The sequence below is a fragment of the Citromicrobium bathyomarinum genome (assembly GCF_038594485.1).
GTDB lineage: Bacteria > Pseudomonadota > Alphaproteobacteria > Sphingomonadales > Sphingomonadaceae > Alteriqipengyuania > Alteriqipengyuania bathyomarina_A.
The window spans coordinates 729,322-755,199 of sequence record NZ_JBCFZG010000001.1 but is presented as its reverse complement, the minus strand read 5'-3'; the positions used below and the strand labels follow the sequence as shown (position 1 = coordinate 755,199).

Annotated in this window: 27 protein-coding genes; 10 read left to right on the top strand and 17 right to left on the bottom strand. The window is 65.0% G+C overall.

What is annotated here, in order from left to right; translation table 11 throughout:
• Positions 1-61 precede the first annotated feature (61 nt).
• The 6 genes from phaR to radA are packed head-to-tail and all read right to left on the bottom strand — an operon-like array spanning position 62 to position 5,822.
• Complete coding sequence (phaR, locus tag AAG591_RS03775; RefSeq protein ID WP_342529643.1) at positions 62-631, bottom strand: polyhydroxyalkanoate synthesis repressor PhaR; 570 nt, start codon at positions 629-631, stop codon at positions 62-64.
• Between the two features lie 20 nt (positions 632-651).
• Positions 652-1,761: an alanine racemase gene (gene alr / locus AAG591_RS03770; protein ID WP_342529642.1), complete on the bottom strand. Its 1,110-nt coding sequence runs from the start codon at positions 1,759-1,761 to the stop codon at positions 652-654.
• Positions 1,758-3,392 carry an MFS transporter gene (locus tag AAG591_RS03765; protein WP_342529641.1) on the bottom strand — a complete coding sequence of 545 codons (1,635 nt, stop codon included), beginning with the start codon at positions 3,390-3,392 and terminating at the stop codon, positions 1,758-1,760. The genes alr and AAG591_RS03765 overlap by 4 nt, the downstream gene beginning before the upstream one ends.
• A gap of 33 nt (positions 3,393-3,425) precedes the next feature.
• On the bottom strand, positions 3,426-3,851 hold the full coding sequence (locus AAG591_RS03760) for an iron-sulfur cluster assembly scaffold protein (RefSeq protein WP_342529640.1): 426 nt from the start codon (positions 3,849-3,851) through the stop codon (positions 3,426-3,428).
• An 8-nt stretch (positions 3,852-3,859) separates the two neighbouring features.
• Positions 3,860-4,420 carry a CvpA family protein gene (locus AAG591_RS03755; protein WP_342529638.1) on the bottom strand — a complete coding sequence of 187 codons (561 nt, stop codon included), beginning with the start codon at positions 4,418-4,420 and terminating at the stop codon, positions 3,860-3,862.
• Positions 4,421-4,460: 40 nt separating this feature from the next.
• Complete coding sequence (radA, locus tag AAG591_RS03750) at positions 4,461-5,822, bottom strand: DNA repair protein RadA (RefSeq protein ID WP_342529637.1); 1,362 nt, start codon at positions 5,820-5,822, stop codon at positions 4,461-4,463.
• Between the two features lie 85 nt (positions 5,823-5,907).
• Here radA and AAG591_RS03745 point away from each other — a divergent pair, with 85 nt between their 5' ends.
• Complete coding sequence (locus AAG591_RS03745; protein WP_342529636.1) at positions 5,908-8,229, top strand: patatin-like protein; 2,322 nt, start codon at positions 5,908-5,910, stop codon at positions 8,227-8,229.
• Between the two features lie 36 nt (positions 8,230-8,265).
• Here the strand turns inward: AAG591_RS03745 and dnaJ are convergent, their stop codons facing one another.
• Both dnaJ and dnaK read right to left on the bottom strand, forming a co-directional pair.
• The gene (gene dnaJ / locus AAG591_RS03740; RefSeq protein WP_342529635.1) at positions 8,266-9,384 is read right to left on the bottom strand and encodes a molecular chaperone DnaJ; all 1,119 of its coding nucleotides are present in this window, start codon (positions 9,382-9,384) and stop codon (positions 8,266-8,268) included.
• An 83-nt stretch (positions 9,385-9,467) separates the two neighbouring features.
• Positions 9,468-11,420 (bottom strand): molecular chaperone DnaK, encoded by a 1,953-nt coding sequence (gene dnaK, locus AAG591_RS03735; protein WP_342529634.1) that lies wholly within the window; start codon positions 11,418-11,420, stop codon positions 9,468-9,470.
• A gap of 172 nt (positions 11,421-11,592) precedes the next feature.
• Here dnaK and AAG591_RS03730 point away from each other — a divergent pair, with 172 nt between their 5' ends.
• From AAG591_RS03730 to AAG591_RS03720, 3 genes are all read left to right on the top strand, one after another.
• A complete protein-coding gene (locus AAG591_RS03730) occupies positions 11,593-12,057 on the top strand; it encodes a copper chaperone PCu(A)C (protein ID WP_342529633.1) in 465 nt (154 codons plus the stop codon).
• 22 nt (positions 12,058-12,079) lie between these two features.
• On the top strand, positions 12,080-12,607 hold the full coding sequence (locus AAG591_RS03725) for a vgr related protein (protein ID WP_342529631.1): 528 nt from the start codon (positions 12,080-12,082) through the stop codon (positions 12,605-12,607).
• Positions 12,608-12,686: 79 nt separating this feature from the next.
• Positions 12,687-13,862, top strand: a complete 1,176-nt coding sequence (locus AAG591_RS03720) for a PrnB family protein (RefSeq protein WP_342529629.1) — start codon at positions 12,687-12,689, stop codon at positions 13,860-13,862.
• 53 nt (positions 13,863-13,915) lie between these two features.
• Here the strand turns inward: AAG591_RS03720 and AAG591_RS03715 are convergent, their stop codons facing one another.
• From AAG591_RS03715 to AAG591_RS03695, 5 genes are all read right to left on the bottom strand, one after another.
• The gene (locus AAG591_RS03715; protein WP_342529628.1) at positions 13,916-14,209 is read right to left on the bottom strand and encodes a hypothetical protein; all 294 of its coding nucleotides are present in this window, start codon (positions 14,207-14,209) and stop codon (positions 13,916-13,918) included.
• A gap of 70 nt (positions 14,210-14,279) precedes the next feature.
• On the bottom strand, positions 14,280-14,894 hold the full coding sequence (locus AAG591_RS03710; RefSeq protein WP_342529627.1) for a nucleotide exchange factor GrpE: 615 nt from the start codon (positions 14,892-14,894) through the stop codon (positions 14,280-14,282).
• 22 nt (positions 14,895-14,916) lie between these two features.
• The gene (gene hrcA / locus AAG591_RS03705; protein ID WP_342529626.1) at positions 14,917-15,957 is read right to left on the bottom strand and encodes a heat-inducible transcriptional repressor HrcA; all 1,041 of its coding nucleotides are present in this window, start codon (positions 15,955-15,957) and stop codon (positions 14,917-14,919) included.
• A 48-nt stretch (positions 15,958-16,005) separates the two neighbouring features.
• Positions 16,006-16,485: a hypothetical protein gene (locus tag AAG591_RS03700; RefSeq protein WP_342529625.1), complete on the bottom strand. Its 480-nt coding sequence runs from the start codon at positions 16,483-16,485 to the stop codon at positions 16,006-16,008.
• 36 nt (positions 16,486-16,521) lie between these two features.
• Positions 16,522-17,040 (bottom strand): DUF6438 domain-containing protein, encoded by a 519-nt coding sequence (locus tag AAG591_RS03695; RefSeq protein WP_342529624.1) that lies wholly within the window; start codon positions 17,038-17,040, stop codon positions 16,522-16,524.
• Positions 17,041-17,152: 112 nt separating this feature from the next.
• On the opposite strand from AAG591_RS03695, the gene rph reads away from it, so the two are divergent.
• The 4 genes from rph to AAG591_RS03675 are packed head-to-tail and all read left to right on the top strand — an operon-like array spanning position 17,153 to position 20,611.
• The gene (gene rph, locus AAG591_RS03690) at positions 17,153-17,866 is read left to right on the top strand and encodes a ribonuclease PH (protein ID WP_342529623.1); all 714 of its coding nucleotides are present in this window, start codon (positions 17,153-17,155) and stop codon (positions 17,864-17,866) included.
• A 9-nt stretch (positions 17,867-17,875) separates the two neighbouring features.
• On the top strand, positions 17,876-18,502 hold the full coding sequence (rdgB, locus tag AAG591_RS03685; protein ID WP_342529622.1) for an RdgB/HAM1 family non-canonical purine NTP pyrophosphatase: 627 nt from the start codon (positions 17,876-17,878) through the stop codon (positions 18,500-18,502).
• 40 nt (positions 18,503-18,542) lie between these two features.
• Positions 18,543-19,706 carry a radical SAM family heme chaperone HemW gene (gene hemW, locus AAG591_RS03680; protein ID WP_342529621.1) on the top strand — a complete coding sequence of 388 codons (1,164 nt, stop codon included), beginning with the start codon at positions 18,543-18,545 and terminating at the stop codon, positions 19,704-19,706.
• The gene (locus tag AAG591_RS03675; RefSeq protein ID WP_342529620.1) at positions 19,703-20,611 is read left to right on the top strand and encodes a tyrosine recombinase XerC; all 909 of its coding nucleotides are present in this window, start codon (positions 19,703-19,705) and stop codon (positions 20,609-20,611) included. Before hemW ends, AAG591_RS03675 begins: the two co-directional genes overlap by 4 nt.
• Here AAG591_RS03675 and AAG591_RS03670 read toward each other — a convergent pair.
• The gene (locus tag AAG591_RS03670; protein WP_342529619.1) at positions 20,608-21,213 is read right to left on the bottom strand and encodes a DedA family protein; all 606 of its coding nucleotides are present in this window, start codon (positions 21,211-21,213) and stop codon (positions 20,608-20,610) included. The genes AAG591_RS03675 and AAG591_RS03670 overlap by 4 nt on opposite strands.
• A 206-nt stretch (positions 21,214-21,419) precedes the next feature.
• Between AAG591_RS03670 and AAG591_RS03665 the strand changes: the two genes are divergently transcribed.
• The gene (locus AAG591_RS03665) at positions 21,420-22,160 is read left to right on the top strand and encodes an SIMPL domain-containing protein (protein ID WP_342529618.1); all 741 of its coding nucleotides are present in this window, start codon (positions 21,420-21,422) and stop codon (positions 22,158-22,160) included.
• Positions 22,161-22,285: 125 nt separating this feature from the next.
• Here AAG591_RS03665 and gshB read toward each other — a convergent pair whose 3' ends face one another.
• The 3 genes from gshB to rsmI form a co-directional block, all read right to left on the bottom strand.
• Positions 22,286-23,266 carry a glutathione synthase gene (gshB, locus tag AAG591_RS03660; RefSeq protein ID WP_342529617.1) on the bottom strand — a complete coding sequence of 327 codons (981 nt, stop codon included), beginning with the start codon at positions 23,264-23,266 and terminating at the stop codon, positions 22,286-22,288.
• Positions 23,267-23,379: 113 nt separating this feature from the next.
• The gene (locus AAG591_RS03655) at positions 23,380-23,736 is read right to left on the bottom strand and encodes a YraN family protein (protein WP_342529616.1); all 357 of its coding nucleotides are present in this window, start codon (positions 23,734-23,736) and stop codon (positions 23,380-23,382) included.
• Complete coding sequence (rsmI, locus tag AAG591_RS03650) at positions 23,733-24,599, bottom strand: 16S rRNA (cytidine(1402)-2'-O)-methyltransferase (RefSeq protein WP_342529615.1); 867 nt, start codon at positions 24,597-24,599, stop codon at positions 23,733-23,735. Before rsmI ends, AAG591_RS03655 begins: the two co-directional genes overlap by 4 nt.
• A 27-nt stretch (positions 24,600-24,626) precedes the next feature.
• On the opposite strand from rsmI, the gene AAG591_RS03645 reads away from it, so the two are divergent.
• Positions 24,627-25,844: a penicillin-binding protein activator gene (locus AAG591_RS03645; RefSeq protein ID WP_342529614.1), complete on the top strand. Its 1,218-nt coding sequence runs from the start codon at positions 24,627-24,629 to the stop codon at positions 25,842-25,844.
• Positions 25,845-25,878: the final 34 nt, after the last annotated feature.

Genomic DNA, 25,878 nt, shown 5'->3' with positions numbered 1-25,878 from the left:
CGGCGCTAAAAGAAGTGCAGCCCTTCGACAAGCTCAGGGCGAACGGTTGCCCGGTTTTCGATTACTTGCCCAGCTCGTCGAGCTTCTTCTGCATCGCGGCCATCTGGTCGCGCATCGAGGCAAGCTCGTTCGCAGTATCGTCCGAAGTGTTCTCGGCGCGGGCCGCGCTCTTGCTCGGGGTCGACTGGCCGGTCAGCGCGTCGGTCGCGGCGCGCATCATTGCAAGGTTGGTTTCCGCCATCTTGGCGAATGGGTTGCCCGCCATGCCGCTCTGCCATGCTTCGGCAATCTTCGCCTGATTGGCGCGGAAATTGGCCATGCTCGCTTCGAGATAGCTCGGCATCATCGACTGCATCGAATTGCCGTACATCGAGATCAGATCGCGCAGGAAGCTGACCGGCAGGATATGCTCTCCATTGGCCTCTTCCTCGACGATGATCTGCGTCAGGATCGAATGGGTAATGTCCTCGCCGCTCTTGGCGTCGACCACGTTGAACTCCAGCCCCTGCCGGGTCATCTGCGCCAGATCTTCCAGCGTGATGTAGCTCGAGGATTGCGTGTTGTAGAGCCGCCGGTTGGCGTATTTCTTGATGACGATGGGTTCGCCTTCGATATGCTTCTTGCTCGTCATGTACCTAGCGGGGCTCCGAATTAATGCTGCGCAGCATTGGGCTTAGCACTTGCAGCATTGTTCGCGCAATCCGCGCTGGTGATGCGCGCGAAACGGTTGCCGAGCGCGGTGAGGAGTTCGTACTGCGACAGGCCCGAATGCTGCGCTGCCTCGGGCAGGTGATAGGGAACGTCGAGCCAGTCGCCGATCATGGCGCCGGGCGCATCGGCGAGGTCGACCACCACCATGTCCATCGACACCTTGCCGAGCAGGCGCAGCTTGCGTCCCTGCCGGGTCAGGTATCCCTTCGCCCCCCAGCTGCGCAGAAACCCGTCGGCGTAGCCGATCGAGACCGTGCCGACGCGCATCGGGCTGCTTGCGGTGAACTCACGGTTGTAGCCGACCGTCTCGCCTGCGCTCAGGTCATGGATATGGATGATCGCCGCCTGCGGAAACGCGACCTGCCGGATGTGGCCGGCAAGGTCGGGCGTCGGAACGCCGCCGTATAGAGCCAGGCCCGGGCGTGTGAGATCGCAATGAAAATCAGCGCCCAAGGCAATGCCAGCACTGTTCGCGAAACTCGTCGCCCGGTGCGCGACCAGTGGCATCGCTGCGCGGAAGGTTGCCAGTTGTTCGGCATTGGCCGGAGTGTTTTCCTCTGCCGAAGAGAGATGCGACATCAGCACCTCCACATCGAGTTGCTGTATCGCCGGGTCGCTCAGCTCGGCTGGGGCGACGCCGAGGCGGTTGATCCCGGTGTCGATCATCAGGTGGCAGGTTCCGCCGCCTGCCTCGCTCCACACGCGCGCCTGGTGGAGCGAGTTGATCACGGGGATCACGCCAGTCGCCTTCGCGTAGGCTGCTTCTTCGGCAGTATTGGCCCCGTGGAGCACCGCGACTTGCTGGGGTGGGACGAAGGCCAGGAGGTCCGCAACCTCGCTCCAGTGCGCGACGAAGAATTGCTCGCAACCCGCATCCAGCAGCGCGGGCACGCAATGTTCGATGCCCAGCCCATAGCAATCGGCCTTAACCGCCGCCCCTGCCCTGCCCGGTCGCGAGAGCGCATCGAGCGCGCGCCAGTTGTCCGCCAGCGCGGCGGTATCGATGGTCAGACGCAGAGTCGGCGGGGGCGGTGCGGGTGTATCGGTCACCGGTCCTCGAAATCACGTGGCGGCCCGCTCGGCAAGCCAAACCATGCGACGACGACGCCGAAAGCGACGACAATCCACGTATACCACAGCCCTGCGTAGATATCCCCGGTCCGCGCGACGATGATCCCGGCAATCAGCGGCAGGAACCCGCCGAGGTAGCCCGCGCCGATGTGATAGGGAATCGACATCGAGGAATAGCGGATGCGCGGTGGGAACATCTCTGCCAGCAGGGCCGCGACCGATCCGTAGGTAAGCGCGGAGAGCATCCCCATCACCAGCAGCAGCGCCACGATGCCGATGATGTTGGCCAGAGGCGGTGTCTGCGGCGAGAAGTCGAACCCGCGCTGCGTTAGCGCGGCGCGCACGCCTTCGCGCAGCGCGGTGCCGTCGGCATACCAGCCGTCGGCCAGCGCCACGGGCTCTCCGCCAACGCTCAGGCCCAGCGCCCCGCCATCGCGCAGTTCGTAACGCACCCCGCTGGAGGTCAGCGTGTCGAGAAGCTTGCCGCAGTCGCTCTGCTCGCGACCGAACAACTCGGCGAACGGGTCGGGTGTGCAGTTTTGCCCGGTCACCACCACCGGAGTGTGCTCCGCCGCTTCGGCGAGGCCCGGATTGGCAAGCTGGCCCATTCCCCAGAACACCGGGAACAGCAGGATCAGCGAAAGGCCTGCGCCCAGGATGATCGGGGCCTTGCGCCCGATCCGGTCCGACCAGCGCCCGACGACGATGTAAAAGCTCATCGCGATCAGTCCGGCGACCAGCAGCATCCATTCGACGACGCCCTCGTCCACCCGCATGGGCCCACGCAGAAATGAGAGGCCGCTGAAGAACGCGGTATACCAGATCGTGGTCAGCACGCCGGTGATGCCGAACAGCGCAACGAAGATGCGCCGCTTGTTGCCGGGGTAGGTGAAGCTTTCGACGAAGGGATTCTTCGCCGTCTCGCCCGCCGCTTTCATTGCCTGAAACACCGGGCTTTCGGAAAGCTTGAGCCGCATCCATAGCGAGATCGCCAGCAGCACGATCGAAAGCAGGAACGGTACGCGCCACCCCCACGCAGCAAAGTCTTCTGGCGGGATCAGCGCGCGGCAGCTTAGCACTACGATGATCGACAGCACGAAGCCGCCGACGACGCTTGCCTGGATGAAGCTGGTGTAGAAGCCACGCTTCTCGGGCGGGGCATGTTCGGCAACGTAGATCGCCGCGCCGCCATATTCTCCGCCAAGCGCGAGGCCCTGAAGGATACGGAAACCGATCACGATAATCGGCGCCGCAATGCCGATGGTCGCCGCGTCTGGGATGAGCCCGACCCCGGCGGTGGCGATGCCCATCAGCGTTACCGTCACGAGAAAGGTATATTTGCGCCCCAGACGGTCCCCTAGGAAGCCGAACAGGATCGCACCGAGCGGCCGGAAGCCGAAGCCGACCGCAAAACCGGCCCACACCAGCAGAATTTGGAGGGTTTCGTTACCGCTGGGGAAGAACGCCGCGCCGATCAGGCCGGCGAGCGTTCCGTAGATGAAGAAATCGTACCATTCGAAGATCGTGCCCGCGGAACTCGCCGCGATGACCAGACGGATTTCCTTGTCGGTCGGTTCACGACCCATGGTGGCGGCGTCGGACGCGCTCATTGTTCGAATTTCCCCTCCGGCTTTTTCGCCGATCTAGCGCGCGAGCGGCTCCTTGCAAAGCGCGTCGACGGCTGCCCGCCACGGCAGCAGGATCGCCCCGTGACGCGCGGGAAAGGCGGTCGCGGGTTCGAGCACTGCGATGCCCGGCCAATTGGGGAGCGGCCCGCCGTCCGAGAGCCAGGTCTCGATTTCGCCCGAGGCCGCGAGCATTTCTTCGGCGGCCCTGCCGCGCGCTTCTCGCGCAAAGATCGCAGCCGCCGCCTGCCCGATCGCGCAGGCCGACACGCCAAGCCCCAGGGCATCCACCCTCCCCTCGCCGTCGAGCGCGAGGTCGAGCGTCAGCGTTCCGCCGCAGGTGCGCGAGCGGGCTTCGGCAGTGCGGTCGGCCAAAGCCAGCCGGGGATAGTGCGCCAGCTCGACCGCAAGGCCAAGGATTTCGGGGGTGTAGAGCTTGGTCACGTACGGATTTACTCGGTCACGGACGAGCCCGTCACCGATTGCGTGCCGTCGTCTCCCGCCGCGCCGTCCTGCCGCAGGCTGGCGCGCCGTTCCTGGATGTAGCCGACCAGCGCCTCGCTGCCTGCATTGATCGAGGCATAGGTGCGCGCGTTGTGGATCCATGTCGGGCGGCCCTGTTCGCCCCACACCGTGTCGTAACCCAGCACCAGCAGCGAAAAGCCCACCACCACGATGATGGCGCCCTTGATCGCGCCGAAGCCGAAGCCGAGCACCCGGTCGAGCGGGCCGAGAAGCGATTCGCGCGCCTTGGCCCCCACCAGCGATGCGATCAGCTTCACCGTCGCGTAAGGGATCAGCAGCAGCAGCGCGAAGGCGAGGATGGCGGCGGTCGTCGAGGAGTCCACGCGCGGTTCGATGAAGGCCTGCAACGGCGTATGCAGCTGCCGGATCGCGAGAAGCGCGAGGATCCAGGCCGCCAGCGAAAGCACTTCCTGCACGATCCCGCGCGTAAACCCGCCTATCGCGGCAATCGCGACGATCAGCAGGACGATAATGTCGAAACCGGTCATCGTTCTTCAGACCACCATGCTTTTGTCAGAGCCACGACTTCTAGCGCATCACACGATCCACCAATTGCGCCAGTTGCCTAATTCCTGCGAATTGAATGCCGGGTGAAGCCTTTTCTTCCTTTAGCGGCCCATAGGCGCTCGAAAAACCCAGTTTCGCCGCCTCACGCAGGCGCAGCGCCGAGTGCGCGACGGGGCGGATTTCACCCGCCAGCGATACCTCGCCGAACCACACCGACCCATCGGGCAGCGGCTTGTCGGCAAGCGCGGAGACCAATGCGGCCGCCACGGCCAGATCCGCAGCGGGATCGGCGAGGCGGTATCCACCCGCTACGTTGAGGTAAACTTCCGCCGCGCTGAAATTCAACCCGCAGCGCGATTCCAGCACCGCGAGCAGCATGGCGAGGCGGCCATTATCCCAGCCCACCACGGCGCGGCGCGGGGTTGCGCCCGATTGCAGCCGCACAATCAGCGCCTGAATTTCTACCAGCACGGGGCGTGTGCCCTCCATGGCCGGGAATACCGCGCTGCCTGCGAGCGGCGCATCGCGGCCCGAAAGGAACAGCATGGAGGGGTTCTCGACCTCCTCCAGCCCCTCGGTCGCCATCGCGAAGACGCCGATCTCGTCGACCGCGCCGAAGCGGTTCTTGAGCGCGCGCAGAATGCGGTACTGATGGCTGCGTTCGCCTTCGAAGCTCATCACCACGTCGACCATATGTTCCAGCACACGTGGGCCCGCGATATTGCCGTCCTTGGTCACATGGCCGACCAGCACCAGTGCGGTGCCGCTTTCCTTGGCGTAGCGGATCAGTTCGAACGCGCAGCCGCGTACCTGGCTGACCGTGCCGGGCGCACCCTCGATCGTGTCCGAATACATCGTCTGGATCGAATCGACGATCAGCAGGTCGGGCGGATCGCCTGCTGCCAAGGTTGTCAGGATGTCGCGCACATTGGTGGATGAGGCGAGGCGCACGGGCGCGTTTGCCAGACCGAGCCGCTCGGCGCGCAAGCGGACCTGCGCCGCAGCTTCTTCCCCGCTGACATAGACGACGTCCTGTCCTCGCGTTGCGACTGCGCCTGCGGTCTGGAGCAAGAGCGTCGACTTGCCGATACCCGGATCGCCGCCGATCAGGATCGCAGCACCCGGCACCAGCCCGCCGCCCAGCGCACGGTCGAATTCCTTCAGCCCGGTGGTTGCCCGCTTGGGCGGCTCGACCGCTTCGGAAAGCGAGGCGAATTGCAGCCGCCTCCCCCCGCCCGACAGGTCGTGCTTCATGCTGAACACGGTCGCGGGGGCTTCCTCGACCAGCGTGTTCCATTCCGAACAGTCGGCGCACTGGCCCTGCCAGCGGTGCGACACCGCCCCGCAAGCCTGGCAGACATAGCGTTTCTTGGGTTTGGCCATGCCACCTCCTTAAAACGGGGACGTAGGAGGAACATTTGCGGAACGCAAGTTGCCTTGTGCGGCCTTTCCCCGCTAGTCTCTGCCCATGCGTCAGAAGGAACTGAGGATCGGCCTTGTCTGCTACGGCGGGGTGAGTCTGGCAGTCTACATGCACGGCGTGACCAAGGAGGTCTGGAATCTCGCGCGCGCCAGCCGGGGCTTTCAAGCAGGCGAAACCAACAGCACCGGTGTCGCAGCCGAATATCGCCGCTTGCTGGAGATCCTCGCAGACGAGCACGAACTGCGTCTGAGAGTGATCCCCGACATCTTCAGCGGCGCGAGCGCGGGCGGCATCAACGCCGTGTTCCTCGCGCAGGCGGTCTATTCGGGCCGGTCGCTCGAACCGCTGACCAATCTGTGGCTCGACAATGCGGATATCGACCGGCTGACGGCGGAGGATGCACGGATGGGCTGGCGCTTTGCCAAGCTCTGGGCGCAGCCGCTGGCAAACTTCGTGCTGAGGCGACCGGGCAACCTCGTTTCTGAAAGCGTCGCCCCCGAAACGCGCGAGGAAGTGCGCGAGAAGGTTTCCAAGCTGGTGCGCGGGCGCTGGTTCCAGCCGCCCTTCTCGGGCGAGGCGATGTCGAAGATGCTGCTCGACGCGCTCGAAGCGATGGATGGTGCGCTGGCCGATGGTCCGCTGTTGCCACCGGGCCACCCGATCGATCTTTACGTGCCGACGACCGATTTTCATGGTTACCTTTCGACCCTTCGCCTCCACAGCCCGCCCATCGTGCAGGAGAGCGAGCACCGCATGCCGATCGGCTTTACCGCCCGCACGCCCGAAGTTTCTGGCGCGTGGCTGGCCGATCCGCTGGAACTGGCGTTCGCCGCGCGCGCGACGGCGAGTTTTCCCGGCGCCTTCCCGCCGCTCCAGGTGGGGGAGATCGACAAGCTGGCGGATGAGGCGGGGCGCGACTGGCGAAACCGCGATGCCTTCCTGCGACGGATCATGCCCGCCCATTGCGACAATGGTTCGGCAGACGGCGTATCGCTGATCGACGGTTCGGTGCTGGTCAATCGACCGTTCGAAGGGGCGATCGAGGCGTTGCGCGGTCGCCCCGCGGTGCGCGAGGTGGAACGGCGCTTCGCCTATATCGACCCCCGACCCGACCGCTACATCCGCGACGAAGAGAAGGCGCATGCGCCGGTCGGCTTCTTCGAGAATATCTTCGGCTCGATTTCGACGCTGCCACGCGAACAGCCGATCCGTGACAACCTGGAGCTGATCAGCGAAGAATCACTGCATGCCGAGCGTTTGCAGACGATGATCGTGAAGCTGCGGCCCGAGGTGGAGGCGGCGGTCGAAAAGCTGTTCGACCGCACGGTGTTCTTCGACCGGCCCACGCTGCGGCGTCTGGCCAGCTGGCGGGGCAAGGCGCAGCAGGCAGCCGCCACGCAGGCCGGTTATACCTTTGCCGGTTATGCAGAACTGAAATTCGCGGGGATTTTGGAGCGGATCGCCGATCTGGTGCGGCAGGCGGCGCCCAAGAACGAGGGCGAGCTGGATACGCATATCGTCGCCGCGCGGCTGCGTACCGAGATGCACGATCGCGGGCTTACCAGCCTCGTTGCGACCGGAGCCGGCGCGAGCGAGGAGGCCATCGCGTTCTTCCGCAGCTTCGACCTGGCCTTTCGCATTCGTCGCCTGCGACTGCTCGCCCGGCGGACCGCCCGCGACTGGGAGGCGGACCCCGACATTCCCAACGAAGCACTCGATCGTGCGCGCGAGGCGATTTACGAAATCCTCTCGATCTATTTCGAGCGCGACGGGGTGAAGCCGCTGGGTTCGGATTTCGCCCCCCTCGCCGGCAACGTCATGGAGGATCCGGGCGCAGTGCTCGATCATGTGGCGAAAGCGCGCGACCTTGCGACGCTCGACACGCTGGCCGAGCAGGCGCTCGTCGCTGCGCTGGGCGAGATGCCGCGCGAGCTGCGTCGCCGGATGATGTATGCCTATCTCGGTTTCCCGTTCTACGACGTCGCCACGCTGCCGATCCTCGGAATGCGCGGGATGAACGAGTTCGAGCCGGTCAAGGTCGACCGGATCAGCCCGGAAGACGCGACGGCGATCCGCAAGGGCGGCACGGCAGCCACGCTGCGCGGGATCGAGTTCTACGATTTCGGTGCGTTTTTCAGCCGCGCCTACCGCGAGAACGATTACCTTTGGGGCCGACTGCACGGATGCGAGCGGATGGTCGACATGGTGCTGTCGACCAGCGATCACCCTGTTTCCGTCGACGAGAGACGCGATATCCTGCGGCGCGCCTTCCTCGCGATTATCGATGAAGAGCGCGAGGCGGAGCGCTGCGCGGGCGGGCTGCTCGACTCTTTGGCCGTTGAGATCGAAGCGAAGCTGATGGCCTAGCGCCCGGCGGCAAATTACGCTGCCGCCAGAGCCAGGTCAGGCTCCAAACGCATCCTTGATCCGGTCGAAGAAGCCACGGCTTTCGGGGCACTCGTCGCCCGTCTCTGTCTCGCGGAATTCTTCGAGGATTTCCTTCTGCCGCTTGGAGAGCTTGGTCGGCGTCTCGACCGTGATCTCCGCGACCAGATCGCCGCGTCCGCGCCCTTGCAGAACGGGCATGCCCGCGCCGCGCTTGCGCAGCTGCTTGCCCGACTGGATGCCTGCGGGAATGTCGATCGTGTTGCTCGACCCGTCGAGGTCGGGGATTTCGACCTTGCCGCCCAGTGCTGCGGTGGTGAAGCTGATCGGCACGCGGGCCACCAGGTTCGATCCGTCGCGCGCGAACACGCCGTGCTGGCGGATGTGAATGAAGATGTAGAGGTCGCCCGATGGTGCGCCGCGCGGCCCTGCTTCGCCCTTGCCGGTCAGGCGGATGCGGGTGCCGGTATCGACGCCGGGCGGAATGTCGACCGACAGCGATTGCGGGGCATCGACGCGGCCGTCGCCACGACAATTGCGGCACGGGCTCTCGATCACTTCGCCGCGGCCATGGCAATTGGGGCATGGGCGTTCGACCACGAACAGGCCCTGCTGCGCGCGCACCTTGCCATAGCCAGAGCACATGTTGCAGGTCCGCGTCCCGGTGCCGGGTTCGGCGCCGGTCCCGGTGCACACGTCGCATTGCTGCGAGACTTCGATTTCGATCGTCGTCGACTTGCCGTGGAAGGCATCTTCCAGCGTGATTTCGAGATCGTAGCGCAGGTCCGCCCCGCGCCGGGCGCCCTGCCGCATGCCGCCGAACGCGCTGCCGAAGATGGTTTCGAAGATGTCGCCGATATCGCCGAAATCGCCATGCGGCCCTCCGCGACCGCCGCCGCCCCCGCCCTGCTGGAAGGCGGCGTGGCCGTACTGGTCGTAGGCGGCGCGTTTCTGCGGGTCTTTCAGAACCTCGTACGCCGCGCCGATCGCCTTGAAGCGCGCTTCTGCCTCGGCATCGCCGGGATTTCGGTCCGGGTGATACTGCATCGCCATCTTGCGATAGGCAGACTTGATCGCCGCCGCATCCGCATTGCGCGGCACGCCGAGCAGTTCGTAAAGATCGGGTTCGGAAGCCATTACTAAAGCACCAGGTCTATATCAAAACGAGGCCGCGCAAACCGGAGTGGTTTGCGCGGCACCGTCGTTCCATCGTCGCAGGATCAGGCGCGACCGGCGTCGCCACTGTCGTCGCTGGCGCCATCGTCGACTTCGGAGAATTCCGCGTCGACGACGTCGTCGTCTTCCGCCTGCGTGGCCGCAGCATCGGCTGCCGCTGCGTCGCCGCCGCCGTTTGCCTGCTCCTTCTCGTAGATCTGCTGGCCCATCTTCATGGCCAGCTCGGTCAGGGCCTGCGCCTTGGCGTTGATCGCGTCGGAATCGTCACCTTCCAGTGCGGTCCGCGTTTCGGCGATTGCGGCTTCCACATCGGACTTGAGCCCGGCGTCGATCTTGTCGCCGTTCTCTTCCAGCTGCTTGGCAGTGGCATGGACGAGATTGTCTGCCTGGTTGCGTGCCTCGGCCGCTTCGCGCCGCTTCTTGTCTTCCTCGGCGAACTTCTCCGCGTCGCGGACCATCGATTCGATGTCATTGTCGCTGAGACCGCCCGAAGCCTGGATGCGGATCTGCTGTTCCTTGCCGGTGCCCTTGTCCTTGGCGCTGACGTTCACGATGCCGTTTGCGTCGATATCGAACGTCACCTCGATCTGGGGCACGCCGCGCGGGGCGCTGGGGATGCCGACAAGGTCGAACTGGCCGAGCATCTTGTTGTCCGAAGCCATCTCGCGCTCGCCCTGGAACACGCGGATCGTCACCGCCTGCTGGTTATCCTCGGCAGTCGAATAGACCTGCGTCTTCTTGGTCGGGATCGTCGTGTTGCGGTCGATCATCTTGGTCATGATCCCGCCGAGCGTTTCGATGCCGAGCGAAAGCGGCGTCACGTCGAGCAGCAGCACGTCCTTGACGTCGCCCTGCAGCACGCCCGCCTGAATGGCGGCGCCCATGGCAACGACTTCATCCGGGTTCACGCCGGTATGCGGCTTCTTGCCGAAGAATTCTTCCACCACATCGCGAACCTTGGGCATGCGGGTCATCCCGCCGACCAGGATCACTTCGTCGATGTCGCCCGCCTTGAGGCCGGCGTCTTCCAGCGCCTTCTTGCACGGGTCGAGCGTGCGCTTGACCAGATCGCCCACAAGCTGTTCCAGCTTCGAGCGGGTCAGCGTTTCGACGAGGTGCAGCGGGGTGGAGCTGCCGCCTTCCATGCGTGCGGTGATGAAGGGCAGGTTCACTTCGGTCTGCTGCGCGCTCGAAAGCTCGATCTTCGCCTTTTCGGCCGCTTCCTTGAGGCGCTGCAGGGCCAGCTTGTCCTGCTTCAGATCCATGTTTTCCTTGGATTTGAACTGGTCGGCCAGATATTCGACAATCGCGCTGTCGAAGTCTTCACCACCCAGGAAGGTGTCGCCGTTGGTCGACTTCACCTCGAACACGCCGTCACCCACTTCGAGCACGGAGATATCGAAGGTACCGCCGCCAAGGTCGTAGACCGCGATGGTCTTGTTCTCGTCCTTGTCGAGCCCGTAGGCGAGCGCGGCAGCCGTCGGCTCGTTGATGATGCGCAGGACTTCGAGACCTGCGATCTGGCCGGCGTCCTTCGTCGCCTGACGCTGCGCGTCGTTGAAATAGGCAGGAACGGTGATGACCGCCTGCGTCACCTTTTCGCCGAGATAGCTTTCGGCGGTTTCCTTCATTTTCTGGAGGATGAAGGCGGAAATCTGGCTGGGCGAGTAGCTTTCGCCGCCCGCGGAAACCCACGCATCGCCGTTGTTGCCCTTGACGATGTTGTAGGGGACCAGCTCCATGTCCTTCTTGGTCATGGGGTCATCGAACCGGCGACCGATCAGGCGCTTCACCGCGAACACGGTGTTGTCCGGGTTGGTGACGGCCTGGCGCTTGGCCGGCTGGCCGATCAGGCGCTCGTTGTCCTTGGTGAAGGCGACGATCGACGGCGTGGTGCGTGCACCTTCCGCATTTTCGATCACCTTGGGCTTGCCACCATCCATGACCGCGACACACGAGTTGGTCGTACCGAGGTCGATACCGATTACTTTTGCCATGATACCCCGCATCCTATTGGCTATGTTGGACACTGCCCCTCGCACCACCCCATCCAAGGGCGATGGTGCTCGGCAGCTCAGTTCAGCCGCGGATATAGGTGCGCTTGTTCTTGGCACAAGAGATGCCAGCGCCTAGTCGTGAAGTGAGACATTCGAGAGGGAGAAGCTTGAGATGAAATCGATTTACGCCGCTGTCGCACTGGGCCTGGGTACTGTCGTACTTGGCGGGTGCTCGGAAAAGCCTGCCGAAACGCAGGAAGCGGCATCGCCACTCAGCGCGACCGACGGCAAGCTGTTCCTGCCCGCCGTGGAAGGCAATCCGGCTGCGGTCTACTTCAACCTGAAGAACGACAGCGACCGCGCGATTGCAGTCCGCCGCGCCGACGTGGAAGGCGCTGCGCGGGCCGAATTGCACGATTATATGGAATACGACGATACCGAGATGGGATCGATCGGCATGGTCACGATCGAGCCGGGTGACACCGTCAAGTTCGAGCCGGGCAAGAAGCATGTGATGGCCTACGATCTGTCCCCCGATCTCAAGCCGGAAAGCGTCACCTCGGTCACTCTGACGATGGCCGGTGGCGACACCATGTCGTTCGACGTCGACGTGCTGCCCGCCGACGCGGAACGCTGATCGACCGCATTCGACGAACGCGATGGATCATCCGATCGACGCCGTGGCGCATGATGCGCCGGCCGCTCCCTGCCCTGCGGGTGGGGAGCGACGGCTGACCACGGGAGAGGTCGCGCTGGCGCAATCGGTGTTCGGCACCGCGATCGATTATCGCAAGGTCACGATCCGGCGGCGCAAGTGGGCGTTCTTCCAGCCGCGCAACGTCACCATGGCGCCGCGCGGGCACCTGCACTTCCATCCCGATGCCGCTGGATATTGCGACGATTTCTCTGCCGGAAACCACCACTCGCAGGGCCATTTCATCCACGAGATGACGCATGTCTGGCAGAGCCAGACCAAGGGCGAATGGTACCTGCCGCTACACCGCCACCCCTGGTGCCGATACGATTACAGCCTGAAACCCGGCTGGACCCTCGAAAAATACGGGATCGAGCAGCAGGCCGAAATCGTGAAGCACGCCTTCTGGCTGCGCAACGGCGTGCGCGTGGCGGGCATCGCCAACCCCGAGGCCTATGCGTTGCTGGTGCGATTCCCCGGCGCGAGTGGATGACGTAGCGTCACGGCTTGAGCGGCCCCTCGCCGCTTGATAGTCAGCGTGCCGTCCGGGCGGCCCAACCCGCGCCCGGCGAATGGTCCCAACAATGGAGCTGAGCAATTACGGCATGTCGCGGGAACGCGGCTACCTTTCGCATTACGAAATCGATTCGATTACCCTCCCCTCCCAATTCGAGCCGATCGTGCAGGCAGCGGGCAATCTTTCCGCGCTGCTGACCACTGGCCGCGTGCGCCACTGGCTGGATGCGCTGCCCGACCCGCAGATAGGCGCATGGGCCAAGGACGCGCCCGAGGAAGAGGTCCGCACCGCGATGGTGCACTATTCCTTCCTGGTGCAGGCCTATGTCTGGGGAGAAGACGATCCGCCCGCACACCTGCCTGCCAATCTCTCCCGACCGATGGTTGCGCTGGCCGACCGGCTCGGCCAGGCACCATTGCTGCCCTATTCGGGCTACGTGCTCGACAACTGGTACCGGCTCGACAAGTCCAGCCCGATCACGCTCGACAATATCGCGATGCACCAGAACTTCTACGGCGGCGCGGACGAGAACTGGTTCGTGCTGGTCCACGTCGCGATCGAGGCAGAGGCGGGCGTGCTGCTCGACAATGCGGCGAAGCTGGTCGGTGTGTGCCGCGACGGGGACGAGGATGCTGCGCTCGCTCTGCTGCGCGAGATGGATGAAGCGTGGGAGCGCATCTACGCGCACTTTGCGCGGATGCCCGAGCGGTGCGATCCGTACGTCTATTTCCACCGGGTGCGCCCCTACATCCACGGCTGGGCAAACAACCCCGCGCTGGATGGCGGGCTGGTGTACGAGGGAATCGAAAAGTTTGGCGGCAAGCCGCAGGCGTTTCGTGGGCAGACCGGATCGCAGTCCTCGATCGTTCCGGCGATGGATGCGCTGTTCCAGGTCGGCCATTCGGACGACCCGCTCAAGAGCTTCCTCGACGAACTACACGCCTACCGCCCGGTCGAGCATCGGCGCTTCATCGAAGACCTTGCCGCGCAATCCACGCTGCGCAGCTTCGTGGCGGGCAGCGGCAATGTTGCGCTGAAGGAGGCGTTCAATGCGTGCCTCGAACAGGCGGCGCGGTTCCGCACGCGGCATCTCGAATACGCGGCGAGCTACATCAACAAGCAGGCGGGCAGCATTGCCGGAAACGACCCCGATGTCGGCACCGGCGGCACGCCGTTTATGAAGTATCTCAAGAAGCACCGCGACGAGAATCGCGCGCAGGTGGTCGACTGATACGAAAAGGGCCGCCCCTTGCAGGGCGGCCCTTCATTCAACGCATTGCGCGATTAACGACGCGGGTCGGCCGGGTAGCCTTGCGTGCCGAAGCAATCCTCATCGAGATAGCCGTCGCGGTCGTAACCGTCGCAACCATCGTTCTTGTCGACGAAATAGCCAGCAAGCGCACCCGCAGCAGCGCCGGCGAGCGCATAGCGGGTAATATCGCCACCGGTTACGGCGGCAACGCCCGCACCAAGTGCCGCGCCGCCAAGACCGCCTTCTGCGGAATAGTTTTCCGCACAGGCGCTCAGCGACAGGGCGGAAATCAGGGCGACCGGAATAAGAGCGAAACGCGATTTCATGGGGGTTCTCCTCTGGACCTCGATGTTTACCAAAGTCCCGAGAGAACCCCTTGGTTCCGTAACGAAAAGATCAGTCCGGCTTCTTGGCCACACCTACCAGCGCAGGACGCAGCAGCCGGTCGCGGATGAGATACCCCGCCTGCATTTCCTGAATGACAGTGCCCGGCTCCGCATCGTCGCTGGGGATTTCCATCATCGCCTGGTGCACATTGGGGTCCAGCGGCAGGCCCTTGGCGGCCACGCGCGTCACGCCGTGCTGGCTGAAGACGCGCTCCAGCTCGCGCTGGGTCGCTTCGATCCCGGCGACGAGTCCCTTGAACTTGTCGTCATCGCGTAGATCCTGCGGTATGGATTCGATCGCCCGTACGAGATTGTCGGACACCGACAGGATGTCGCGGGCAAAGCCGGTTGCGGCATAGGCGCGCGTGTCGGCAATGTCCTTTTCCAGACGCCGGCGCACGTTTTGCGTCTCGGCGCGGGCGTAGAGCACTTCCTGCCGCGCGGTATCGAGATCGCCCTTCAGTTTCGCGAGGGCCTCGCCAAGATCGGAGTCTTCGCCATCCTCGTCATCGTCGCTCTGGTCGCGCAGATGCTCGGGCACGCCCGCCAGCTCGCGCTCGGCCTCTTCGTCGAGCTTGATTTCTTCGCTGACAGCCTCGTCCTTAGGTTCTTTTTCTTCTTGCATAGCTTTTCGTGAAACTGCCCTGTTAGCCAGTCAATCGTCCCAGTGATTGCGCGGTAAAATCGACCATGGGAACGATCCGTGCGTAGTTCAAGCGCGTGGGGCCGATAACCCCCAGGACGCCGACAACGTTCCCATCGCGGTCGCGGAAGGGCGAGGCGATAACAGACGAACCGCTAAGAGCGAAGAGGCGATTTTCGCTACCGATGTAGATGCGTGCCGCCTGCGCTTCGCGAGCGCGCTTCAGCACCTCGGCAACGGCGCGCTTGTTTTCCAGTTCGTCGAGCAATTGCCGCACGCGTTCGACATCGCCGACCGCCTCGTCGTCGAGCAGTTTCGCCTGTCCGCGGACGATGAACACCGGGCTGCGGTCCGCATCCTCGCTCCACATCGCAATCCCGCGCTGGACGAGGTCAGCGGATACTTCGTCGAGCGCGCTCCGCCCGCTCGCAATCTCCGCCTCGATATCCTTCAGCGCTTCGCCGAGGCTGCGATTGGCAAGGCGGGCCGACAGGTAGTTCGAGGCACTGTCGAGCGCGGCGCGATCCACCCCGGCGATCGCGATCAGCCGGTTTTCTACCTGCCCGTTGGCATCGACCAGCACGGCGAGCGCGCGCGTGCCATCGAGCGGGACGAAACTCATCTGCGCCAGCCGCCGCTCCGCCGTGGGCACCAGCACCATGCCCGCCGCGCCCGACAGGTCGGACAGCATCGCGCTAGCCGCTTCCAGCCGCTGCTCCAGCGGGCCGGGATCGCCCAGTTTTGCTTCGATGGCGCGCCGCTCGTCCTCGCTCGGCTGGGTGATCTGCATCATCCCGTCGACGAACAGCCGCAATCCGCTCTCGGTCGGCTTGCGCCCGGCGGAGACATGCGGCGCCGCGAGCAGGCCGAGCTTTTCGAGATCGGCGAGGACCGAGCGGATCGAGGCAGGCGACAGGTCCACCGCCCCACCCTGCGCCAGAGTCTTCGAGCCGATTGGCTGCCCGGTCGCAAGATACTGCTCCACCACCAGGCGAAAGATATCGCGCGTCCGGTCGGTCAGTTCGGTGAGCGGTGGGGTGGCCATCGGAGCCAAATCTGGGCGATCATCCGAAACGATGCAATCCTTGCGATTTCAGTTCCCGTCCGGATTGACGATGGCGGTGTACGCCTCCTCCGCATCGGCCAGTGGATCGAGCGAGCGATCGACGCCGTAACAGCCGTAATAAACGCTGATCCGGTTGCCGTCGTCCCAGGTGTACGCGCCATAGGGCCCGTCGGACGGAGCGCCTTTGCAGAAGATTGACCGGTTTTCCGCATTCTCGAGCGGCTTGAGCGCGGCATAGGCGGCGCGGTAGCCCTTCACCCCCAGCTCGCGCCGGGTCGTCTCGGTCACCTCGCCCGAGTTGAAGTCGAGCCTTTCTGCAACGAAAGACCCGTCGGGCTCCAGTTCGGAGTGGTACACCTGACGTCCCCATGAGGTCACCTCGTGGAAAATCACCGGGCACTGCGCGCCGCAATCGGTGGTTACGCTGTCGGTGTTTGCTCCTGCAGCATTGTCGGTCACCCCGACGCAGCCGGCCAGTAGCAGGGCAATGGCAATTGGAAACCGCATTCTCATTCTCCCCACATAGCCCTGCGGCCGCGATGTCTACTCGCCCCGTCGGCCGAAATTCTGCCTGTCTTCATCAGCCCCGACCAGCGCGTCCACGGGCAATTCCTCCCATGCCTTGTAGATCGCTTCGCTCTTGTCGGCGAGGCCGGGCTGGCGGCATCCCATGTACCAGTTGAGCGTCACCGGCTCGTCGCCCGGATCGCGCCAGGTCACCGTCACGCTGGGGGAGTCGGTTGCAACGGGCCCATCACAATTGTCGTAGCCATAGCTGACCGACTTTTCGGGGCGGAACGGCGCAAGGCGACGTGCGAAGGCGCGATAATCCTCTTCGCTGGCGACGAACCGCGCTTCGCCCCGCTTGGCGACGAAATTATGCCCCTCGTACGTCCCCTCGCCCTGCGGCGTCACGGAGAGTGCGAAGTCGGGGCAGAAGCCGAAGCACGGGCTGACAGCGAAGTCGATCGTCGCTTCGGATTGCGCATCCGATCCCTCGCCCGGCGTGACACAGCCGGTGAGCACGAGAGCGGCGATGGAAATCGGTACAAATCGGATCATGAGCGATGCCTTTCATGCCTCGGAGCGAGCCCTGATGCAGCACATCCACTGGCCACCCGATGAATAGGCCGCTAGGGCGCTGGCGACCATACAGATCAGAGGATTTCCCCCAATGCGACCTTCAGGCCGTGCGCCAGACGAAATGCGCGCCATTACAATCGAAACCGGGTTCACCAAGCATGCAGAGGGCAGCTGCCTGATCAGCTTCGGCGATACCCGCGTGCTGTGCACCGCCAGCGTCGAAAACAGCGTGCCGCCATGGATGCGCGGCAAGGGAGCGGGCTGGGTCACCGGTGAATACTCGATGCTCCCGCGCGCGACGCACACGCGCGGCAGTCGCGAGGCGGCGCGCGGCAAGCAGTCGGGCCGGACGCAGGAAATCCAGCGGCTCATCGGGCGTTCCTTGCGCTCTGTCGTGGACATGAAGAAGCTTGGCGAACGACAGATCACGCTCGATTGCGACGTGATCCAGGCCGATGGTGGCACGCGTACCGCCTCGATCTCGGGCGCGTGGGTCGCGCTGCGACTGGCGATCGACAGCCTCAAGAAGTCGGGCGCGATCCTCGAAGACCCGATTACGGGCAAGATCGCCGCGGTGTCTTGCGGCATCTACAAGGGCACGCCCGTGCTCGACCTCGATTACGACGAAGACAGCTCGGCCGATGCCGACGCCAATTTCGTGCTGATCGAAGGCGGCAAGATCGCCGAAGTGCAGGCCACCGCCGAAGGCGCGACCTATGACGAAGAAGCGCTGCTGCGCCTGCTGCGCCTTTCGCAGATGGGCTGCGGCGAGATCTTCAAGGCACAGGACGCGGCGGTGAAATGAGCCCCTCCAATGACTAGGCGCATCGGCTCGGGCAAGCTCGTCATCGCGACGCATAATGCGGGCAAGCTGAAAGAGATTTCGGCGCTGCTCGCGCCTTATGGGGTCGAGTGCATCTCCGCCGGTGCGCTCGGCCTGCCCGAGCCGGAGGAAACGGGCACGACCTTCGTCGAGAACGCGCTGATCAAGGCGCGCGCTGCGGCGCAAGGGTCCGGCATCGTCAGCCTGGCCGACGACAGCGGGCTGTCAGTCGCCGCGCTCGATGGCAGGCCCGGCGTCTACACGGCCGACTGGGCCGAGCGACAGTGGTTCGAGGGCGAACCGGGCCGCGACTGGTATATGGCGATGGGCAAGGTCGAGGGCCTGCTCGCGCAGCAGGGACCGGACGTGGACCGCAGCGCGGCGTTCCACTGCACGCTGGCGCTGGCATGGCCTGATGGCGAATACGCGGTCTACGAAGGCATCGCACCCGGTTCACTCACCTGGCCGCCGCGCGGGCAGCTGGGATTCGGCTACGATCCGGTGTTCGTGCCGCAGGGCCGCGAGCAGACCTTCGCCGAGATCGAGCCTGAGGAAAAGCACACGATCAGCCACCGCGCGGATGCCTTCGCCAAGCTGGTGGCGGAGCAGTTTGGCTAACGCGCTGGCCATAGTGGCCTGCGCACCCTAGATTCTTGCCATGCCCGCCGCAGACGATCTTGCGCTCTATATCCATTGGCCCTTCTGCCTGAAGAAGTGCCCCTATTGCGACTTCAACAGCCATGTTCGCGATGCTGTGGATGCCGATGCGTGGCAGGCGGCGCTGCTGGCCGATCTTGATCACGAGCACACGCTGACGGATGGCCGCCGGGTCGGGTCGATCTTCTTCGGCGGCGGCACCCCTTCGCTGATGCCGCCCCCTCTGACGGGCGCACTGATCGACCGCGCGGCGAGCCTTTGGGGCCTCACGCCCGACGCCGAAATCACGCTTGAGGCGAACCCGACCTCCTACGAGGCAGGCAAGTTCGCCGATTTCCGCGCCGCCGGGGTCAATCGGGTGTCGCTGGGCGTGCAATCGCTCCATGACGAGGCGCTGGCGTTCCTCGGGCGCGAACACAGCGCCGGCGAGGCGATGGCGGCGGTCGAGAGCGCGCAGGGCCTGTTCGGGCGCGTCACCTTCGACCTGATCTATGCCCGCCCCGGCCAGACTGCCGAGGCGTGGGAAGCCGAACTCACGCGCGCCCTGGCCTTTGGGACGGAGCATCTCTCGCTCTACCAGCTCACCATCGAACCGGGCACGGGCTTTGCCGGAGCGGTCGCACGCGGACGTTTGCACCCGATGGACCCGGACGAGGCCGCCGATCTGTTCGTCCAGACGCAGGAGCAGATGCAGGCGGCGGGCCTTCCGGCTTACGAGATCAGCAACCATGCGCGTGCTGGCGCACAGAGCCACCACAACCTCACCTACTGGCGATACCGCGATTACGTCGGGATCGGGCCGGGCGCGCATGGGCGGCGCGGCGGGATGGCGACGATCCGCCACAAGAAGCCCGAGGCGTTCCTGCGCCGTGTGGCGGAGAACGGGCACGGTATGGCCGAAGAGCGCGCGCTGGGCTGCGAGGAGCAGCTGAGCGAAGCGATGCTGATGGGCCTGCGGCTGGCCGAAGGGCTCGACCTAGAAGCGCTTGCCGCGCGGTTCGGCACAACGCCCGACGCGCTGGTCGATGCAGGCCGCGCCGCCTTCTACGCCGATCTCGGCTTCGTCGAACGCGACGGACACCGGCTGACGATCACGCCGCAGGGCATGCCGCTGCTCGATGCTCTCCTGGCCGAGCTGGTCCCGGCGCACCTCGTCGCCGCATGAGCGGCCTGCTCGCCCGCTGGGAAAGCCATCTCGCGAGCGAGCGCCGCCTGTCGCCCCATACCGTGCGCGCCTATGTCCGTGCTGCCGAACGGCTGCTGGAGGAGACGGATGCGACCGACTGGCAGGCTGTCGCCAGGCTGGAGGCCCCGGCCCTGCGCGCCCAGCTCGCCCGCCGCCGTGCCGATGGCCTGTCCAACCGCTCCGCCGCGCGCGAACTCTCCGCACTGCGCGCGTTTCTCGCTTTTGCGCGAAGCGAGGCAGGCTTCGACGAAGCGCAGGCTCCGCGTCTGCGCGGCCCGCGGATCAAGCGCACCCTCCCCCGCCCGGTCACGCCCGACGATGCGGTCCAGATCGCCGAGAAGGTGGGTGAAAAGCGGCGCGAGGAGTGGACCGGCCTGCGCGACCGTGCGGTCTTGCTTCTGCTCTACGGCGCGGGAATGCGGCTTGGCGAGGCGCTGTCGCTGACCGGAGAACATGCGCAGATCGGCGAGACGATCCGCGTCACCGGCAAGGGGGGCAAGACCCGCGTGGTGCCGATCCTGCCCGCGATCCGCACTGCCATCGCCGCCTATGTCGCCGCCTGCCCGCACGACCTTGCAACGGACAAGCCGCTGTTTCGGGGCGCGCGTGGGGGGCCGCTCTCGCCCGGGCTGGTGCAGAAGGCGATGGCGGAGGTGCGCGCCGAAATCGGTCTGCCCACAAATGCCACCCCGCACGCGCTGCGCCATTCCTTTGCGACGCACCTGCTCGGTGCGGGTGCGGATTTGCGCAGTCTGCAGGAATTGCTGGGCCACGCGAGCCTGGGCTCGACGCAGATCTATACCGAAGTCGATGCGGCGCGCCTGCTCGATACCTATCGCAATGCGCACCCCAGGGAAGCCGAGGGGCGCGGTCGCGGCGACTAGCGCTGGGCGCGCGGCTTCCACGTTGCCAGGCGCCACAGGTAGGCCCCCGCCGCAATGACGAAGATCGCGACCATGCCCCAGCCGAGCCAGGTCTGCGCCTCCGCAAAGCTCTTTGCGATCCACACCGTCCCTGCAATCAGCAGCCCGTTCCAAATCGCCGCTCCGGCAGCGGTGAAGATCAGGAAGCGCCACACGTTCATGTGCGCGAGACCCGCGGGTAGCGAAATCATCGTCCGCATCACCGGCGTCGCGCGCAGGACGAACACCGCCCATTGGCCGTGCCGCTGGAAGAAACGGACGGTGCGCTCGACATCTTCCCATTCGATCGTCAGCCACCGGCCCCATCTGTCGACCAGCGGGCCGAGCCGTTCGTAACCCACCCGGTCGCCCAGCACGTACCATGCGTAGTTCCCCGCAAGCGTGCCGAGGGTGCCTGCGATCAGCAGTGGCCAGAAATGCATCTGGCCGTTGGTCATCGCCAGAGCGCCCGCACCCATGATTACTTCGGAAGGGAGCGGCGGGAAGATGTTCTCCAGTGCCATCAGAAAGGCGATCCCGGCATAGCCGAGCATTTCGACGATCGAGAGGATTGCGCTTTCCATGGCTGCCCAATGCCCGCCAGCGCCGAAAGTTGCGCCCTACGACGGCAGAAGATGCGATGGGGAGAGTGAAGAACTCATTTCGTCGATGCGATAGAACGTTTCATCGCAGGTTCAGCTCAACTCGTCGATATCAATGCACGGTTGATCGCAGAACGCTCCGGCCAATGGGGGCCGCGCCGCTGCCAACCTGTCGAGGAGAATGAGGGATGGCCGGGTTTATCGAAGATAATCGTTTCGTGGTGCTGGGTTCGGTCGCGATCGTGATGGTCGGGCTGATGGGCAGCGGCTTCCTGCTCGGCGATGGATTGCGCCGCGCGAAGGAGGCCGACCGCGAAGTGACCGTCAAGGGCGTGTCCGAACGCGACGTCACCGCCGATATCGCCACCTGGACCGTATCCTTCTCCGACAATGGCAGTGATCTGGCGAGCGTGCAGGGCTCGGTCGATCGGCAGGCGCAATCGGTGCGCAAATTCTTCACCGAAGCGGGTTTCAAGCCAAGCGACTTTACCGACAGCGACATCTCGCTGATGCGCGAACAGCCGCGCGATGCCTACGGCAACCCGCTGCCCGAGAACCTCACAGTCTCGCGCTCGATCCAGCTACGCACGAACGACGTCATGAAGGCGCGTGCGGCCTATGCGAAGCAGGCCGACCTGCTGCGTGCGGGGGTCGAGATGGGCGGCGGTTCGGTCAACTATACCTTCACCGGACTGAACGACCTCAAGCCGGAAATGATCGCCGAGGCCAACCGCAGTGCGCGCGAAAGTGCGCAGCAATTCGCCAACGACAGCGGCGCATCGGTGGGCAAGATCAAGACCGCCAGCCAGGGCTATTTCTCGATCAGCGCGCGCGACGGCGTCGACTGCGAATATTGCGATTCGAGCGGCGCGAACACCCCGTTCCAGAAGGTCCGCGTGGTGACGACGGTGGCGTATGAGCTGAACTGAGGCGGTGCGGGAGCCACAAGAAGTTAGCCTGGCCCCGGATCAAGTCCGGGGCGACGAAGAAGGAGAAGGCAAGCCCTTCCACCTCCGTCATCCCGGGCTCGACCCGGGATAAGGCTTTTTTCTGGTCAGTCCTTCGGCATATCTGCGTGCCGCCGCTCGACCGCATCCCACAGCGCGCCCGGTGTGTCGGTGCCGTTGAAGCGGTCGATCGCGACGATTCCGGTGGGCGAGGTAACGTTGATCTCGGTCAGCCACTCGCCGCCGATCACGTCGATCCCGACGAACACGAGGCCGCGGCGCTTCAGCTCGGGCCCCATTGCGGCGCAGATTTCCTCCTCGCGCGCGGTCAGCCCTGCCGCCTCGGCCGAGCCACCCTGCGCGAGGTTAGAGCGGAACTCGCCCTCGCCCGGCTTGCGATTGATTGCGCCCGCGACTTCGCCGTCGACCAGCACGATGCGCTTGTCGCCCTCGCTCACCGTGGGCAGGAACGCCTGCACCATGTGCGCTTCGGGCCATTGCTTGTCGAAGACCTCGGACAGCGCCGAAAGGTTGGTGCCGTGCTCGTCGATCTTGAAGATCGCCTTGCCGCCATTGCCGTGCAGCGGCTTGACCACCACCGCGCCGTGTTTCTTCTGGAAGGCCTGAATATCGGCGAGCCTGCGCGCAATCAGCGTCGGCGGCATGAAGCGCGCGTAATCGAGCACGAACATCTTTTCGGGCGCGTTCACCACCTCGCGCGGGTCGTTGACCACCAGCGTGGTGCCTTTCAGCCGGTCGAGCAGGAAGGCGGCAGTGATGTAGCCGAGGTCGAAGGGTGGGTCCTGCCGCAGCCAGACGACGTCGATTTCCTTCGCAAGGTCGATCGTCCGGCGCTCGCCCAGCCATTCGTAGTGATCCCCCTCGACGCGCTGCACACGCACGGGCCGCGCGAAGGCGGTGATCTTCCCGGCAGGCGAGCCGTCGCTTTCCCACGCGAGGCTCTTCACATCATAGTGCCAGACTTCGTGGCCGCGCTCCTGCGCCGAAAGCATCAACGCGAAGCTGGAATCGCCCGCGATCTTCACGCTTTCGATCGGGTCCATCTGGAAGGCGGTTTTGAGTGGCATCGAAAAATCCCCGTTCGGGCTGAGCTTGTCGAAGCCCTGCACTTTCTTTGATGGACGGTCCGAAGATGAAAAACAGCCCTTCGACAGGCTCAGGGCGAACGGACTTCTTCGAACTAAGGCATCCAGGCATTGGCGATGTGGCGAGGCTGCGCGCCGGGTGCAAGCAGGATCACGTCGATCCTGATATCCTCTCCACCGGTCGCGTATTCATGCGCGACCGCTCCCACCGCGGCAGCGACGCGCGCGAGCCGTCGCTCGTCTATGGCGAGGTCGAGATCGGCCACGCTGCGCCGCCACTTGACCTCCACGAAGGCGACTAGCCCCTCCTGCCGCGCGATCAGATCGATCTCGCCCAGCTTCGTCTTGCGGCGCCGGTCGACAATCTCCCAGCCTTCGCTTTCGAGCCAGCGTGCCGCCTCTTCCTCGCCGCCCCGGCCCGCCTTTTCGGCGCGTTCCCGCTTGGCGGTCATCCGCGCAGTTCCAGCGCGCGCGAATAGAGCGCCTTGCGGTCCGCGCCGGTCGCCTTCGCCACCTTTGCCGCAGCCTGCGAAGGCTTGTCCGTCGCCAAAGCCTCGCGCAGCATCCGGTCGACATCTTCTTCGCTGGCCTCCTGCTCCTCGGGCGGTTCGACCAGCAGGACGATCTCCCCCTTGGGCGGCTTGGCTTCGTAATGCGCGATGAGGGCGGCGGGCGTATCGACCCTGCATTCCTCGTGTATCTTGGTCAGCTCACGCGCGACGCCAACGCGGCGACCGGGCAGCGCAACGCCGATTGCGGCGAGTGCCTTGGTCAGCCGCCCCGCGCTTTCGTAAAACAGCAGCGTGGCGTCGATCCCGCCAAGCTCGGCCAGCATATCGGCCCTCGCCTTTTCCTTTACAGGCAGGAAGCCCGCAAAAAGGAACCGGTCGCTCGGCAATCCGGCCAGCGTGATCGCGGCGATGGCGGCGCAGGGTCCGGGAATGGTCTGGATGTAAATTCCGGCCTCGCGCGCGGCGTTGACCAATTGGTAGCCGGGGTCCGAAATCAGCGGGGTGCCCGCATCGCTCACCAGCGCGACCGCGCGGGTGCCCATGCTCTCGATCAGGCGCGCCCGGTTGCGCGCATCGGTATGGTCGTCGTAGCGCCAGAGCGGCTTCGATAGGCCCAGATGCCGCATCAGCTTGCCGGTCACCCGAGTATCCTCGCACGCTACGGCATCGCAGCGCTTCAGAACGTCGACCGCACGCAACGTGATGTCGTTCAGATTGCCAATAGGTGTCGCGACGATATACAGGCCGGGCGCAAGGGCGGGGTGAGAGGCTGCATCGCTGGTGTCGTTCACGTATACCGCCATGGACCAACGCAAGGGATATTCGCAAGCATGATGGGCCTTCGCCACTGCCGCCGCCTGATCCTCGCCATGGGGGCAGGCCTGCTGCTCGCCGGCTGTCAGATCATTCCGCAGGTCGAAGCGCCCACCAGTCCGCCGCCGCCAACATCGCAGCCCAACACCTCGACCCGGACGGATGCGGCGACGCCGCCGCCCATCCCCCGGCCCAACACGCCCGCCCCGCTCCCGCAGGATGGGCAGGCGCGGCATCGGATCGCCCTGCTGGTGCCCACCAGCGGGGTGAACGAGCGCGTCGGCCAGTCGATCGCCAATGCGACCACCATGGCGCTGCTCGATACCAATGCCAGCAACCTGCGCATTACCACTTACGATACCGCCAACGATCCGGCCGGCGCTGCACGTCGCGCGCTGGCAGAGGGCAACGAGCTGATCCTCGGCCCGCTGCTTGGCAGCAATGTCGAAGAAGTCGTCGGGCTGGCGCGCGCGGCGGGCATTCCGCTGATCTCTTTCTCCAACGACGTCAGCGTATCCGCGCCCGACGTGTACCTGATGGGTCTCACGCCGTCGCAGTCGGTTCACCGCACGGTTGCCTTCGCCCGCACCCAGGGCGCGCGCAACTACGCCGCGCTGGTGCCCGAAGGCGAGTATGGCCGACAGGCGGAGTTCGCGCTGATTTCCGCCTTGCGCGAAATCGGCGGCACGCTCGTCGCCACTGAACGCTACACCCGCAACGAGGGTGCAGCGGCGAGTGCGGCACGGCGCCTGCGCGCGCGCGGCGGCTTCGACACGGTTCTGATTGCCGACAGCCCGCGCCTCGCGATTTCCGCCGCTGCCGAACTGCGGACCGAAAACAGCCTGATGCCGCGCCTTCTCGGCACCGAGCTCTGGAGTGGCGAGGCCGATATCCCTGCGGCGGGCGTGATGCAGGGCGCACTGTTCTCCGCCGTCTCCGATGCGCGGTACCGCAACTTCTCGGACAGCTACCGCAACCGTTTCGGCAACGCGCCCTACCGGATCGCGACGCTCGGCTACGACAGCGTGCTGCTCGCGCTGAGGGTGGCGGGCAATAATACCTGGCGTCCCGGCACGCCCTTCCCCACCTCCGAACTGACCGCTCGCGGCGGGTTCCTGGGCCTCGACGGCGCATTCCGCTTCGAAGCCGATGGGACGGCGCAACGCGCGCTGGAAGTGCGCGAGGTTCGCGACGGACAGGTCGTGGTCGTATCCCCGGCGCCCGACAATTTCTGAGCAGAACCACGCGCTGAATTCTGCGGACAGACCG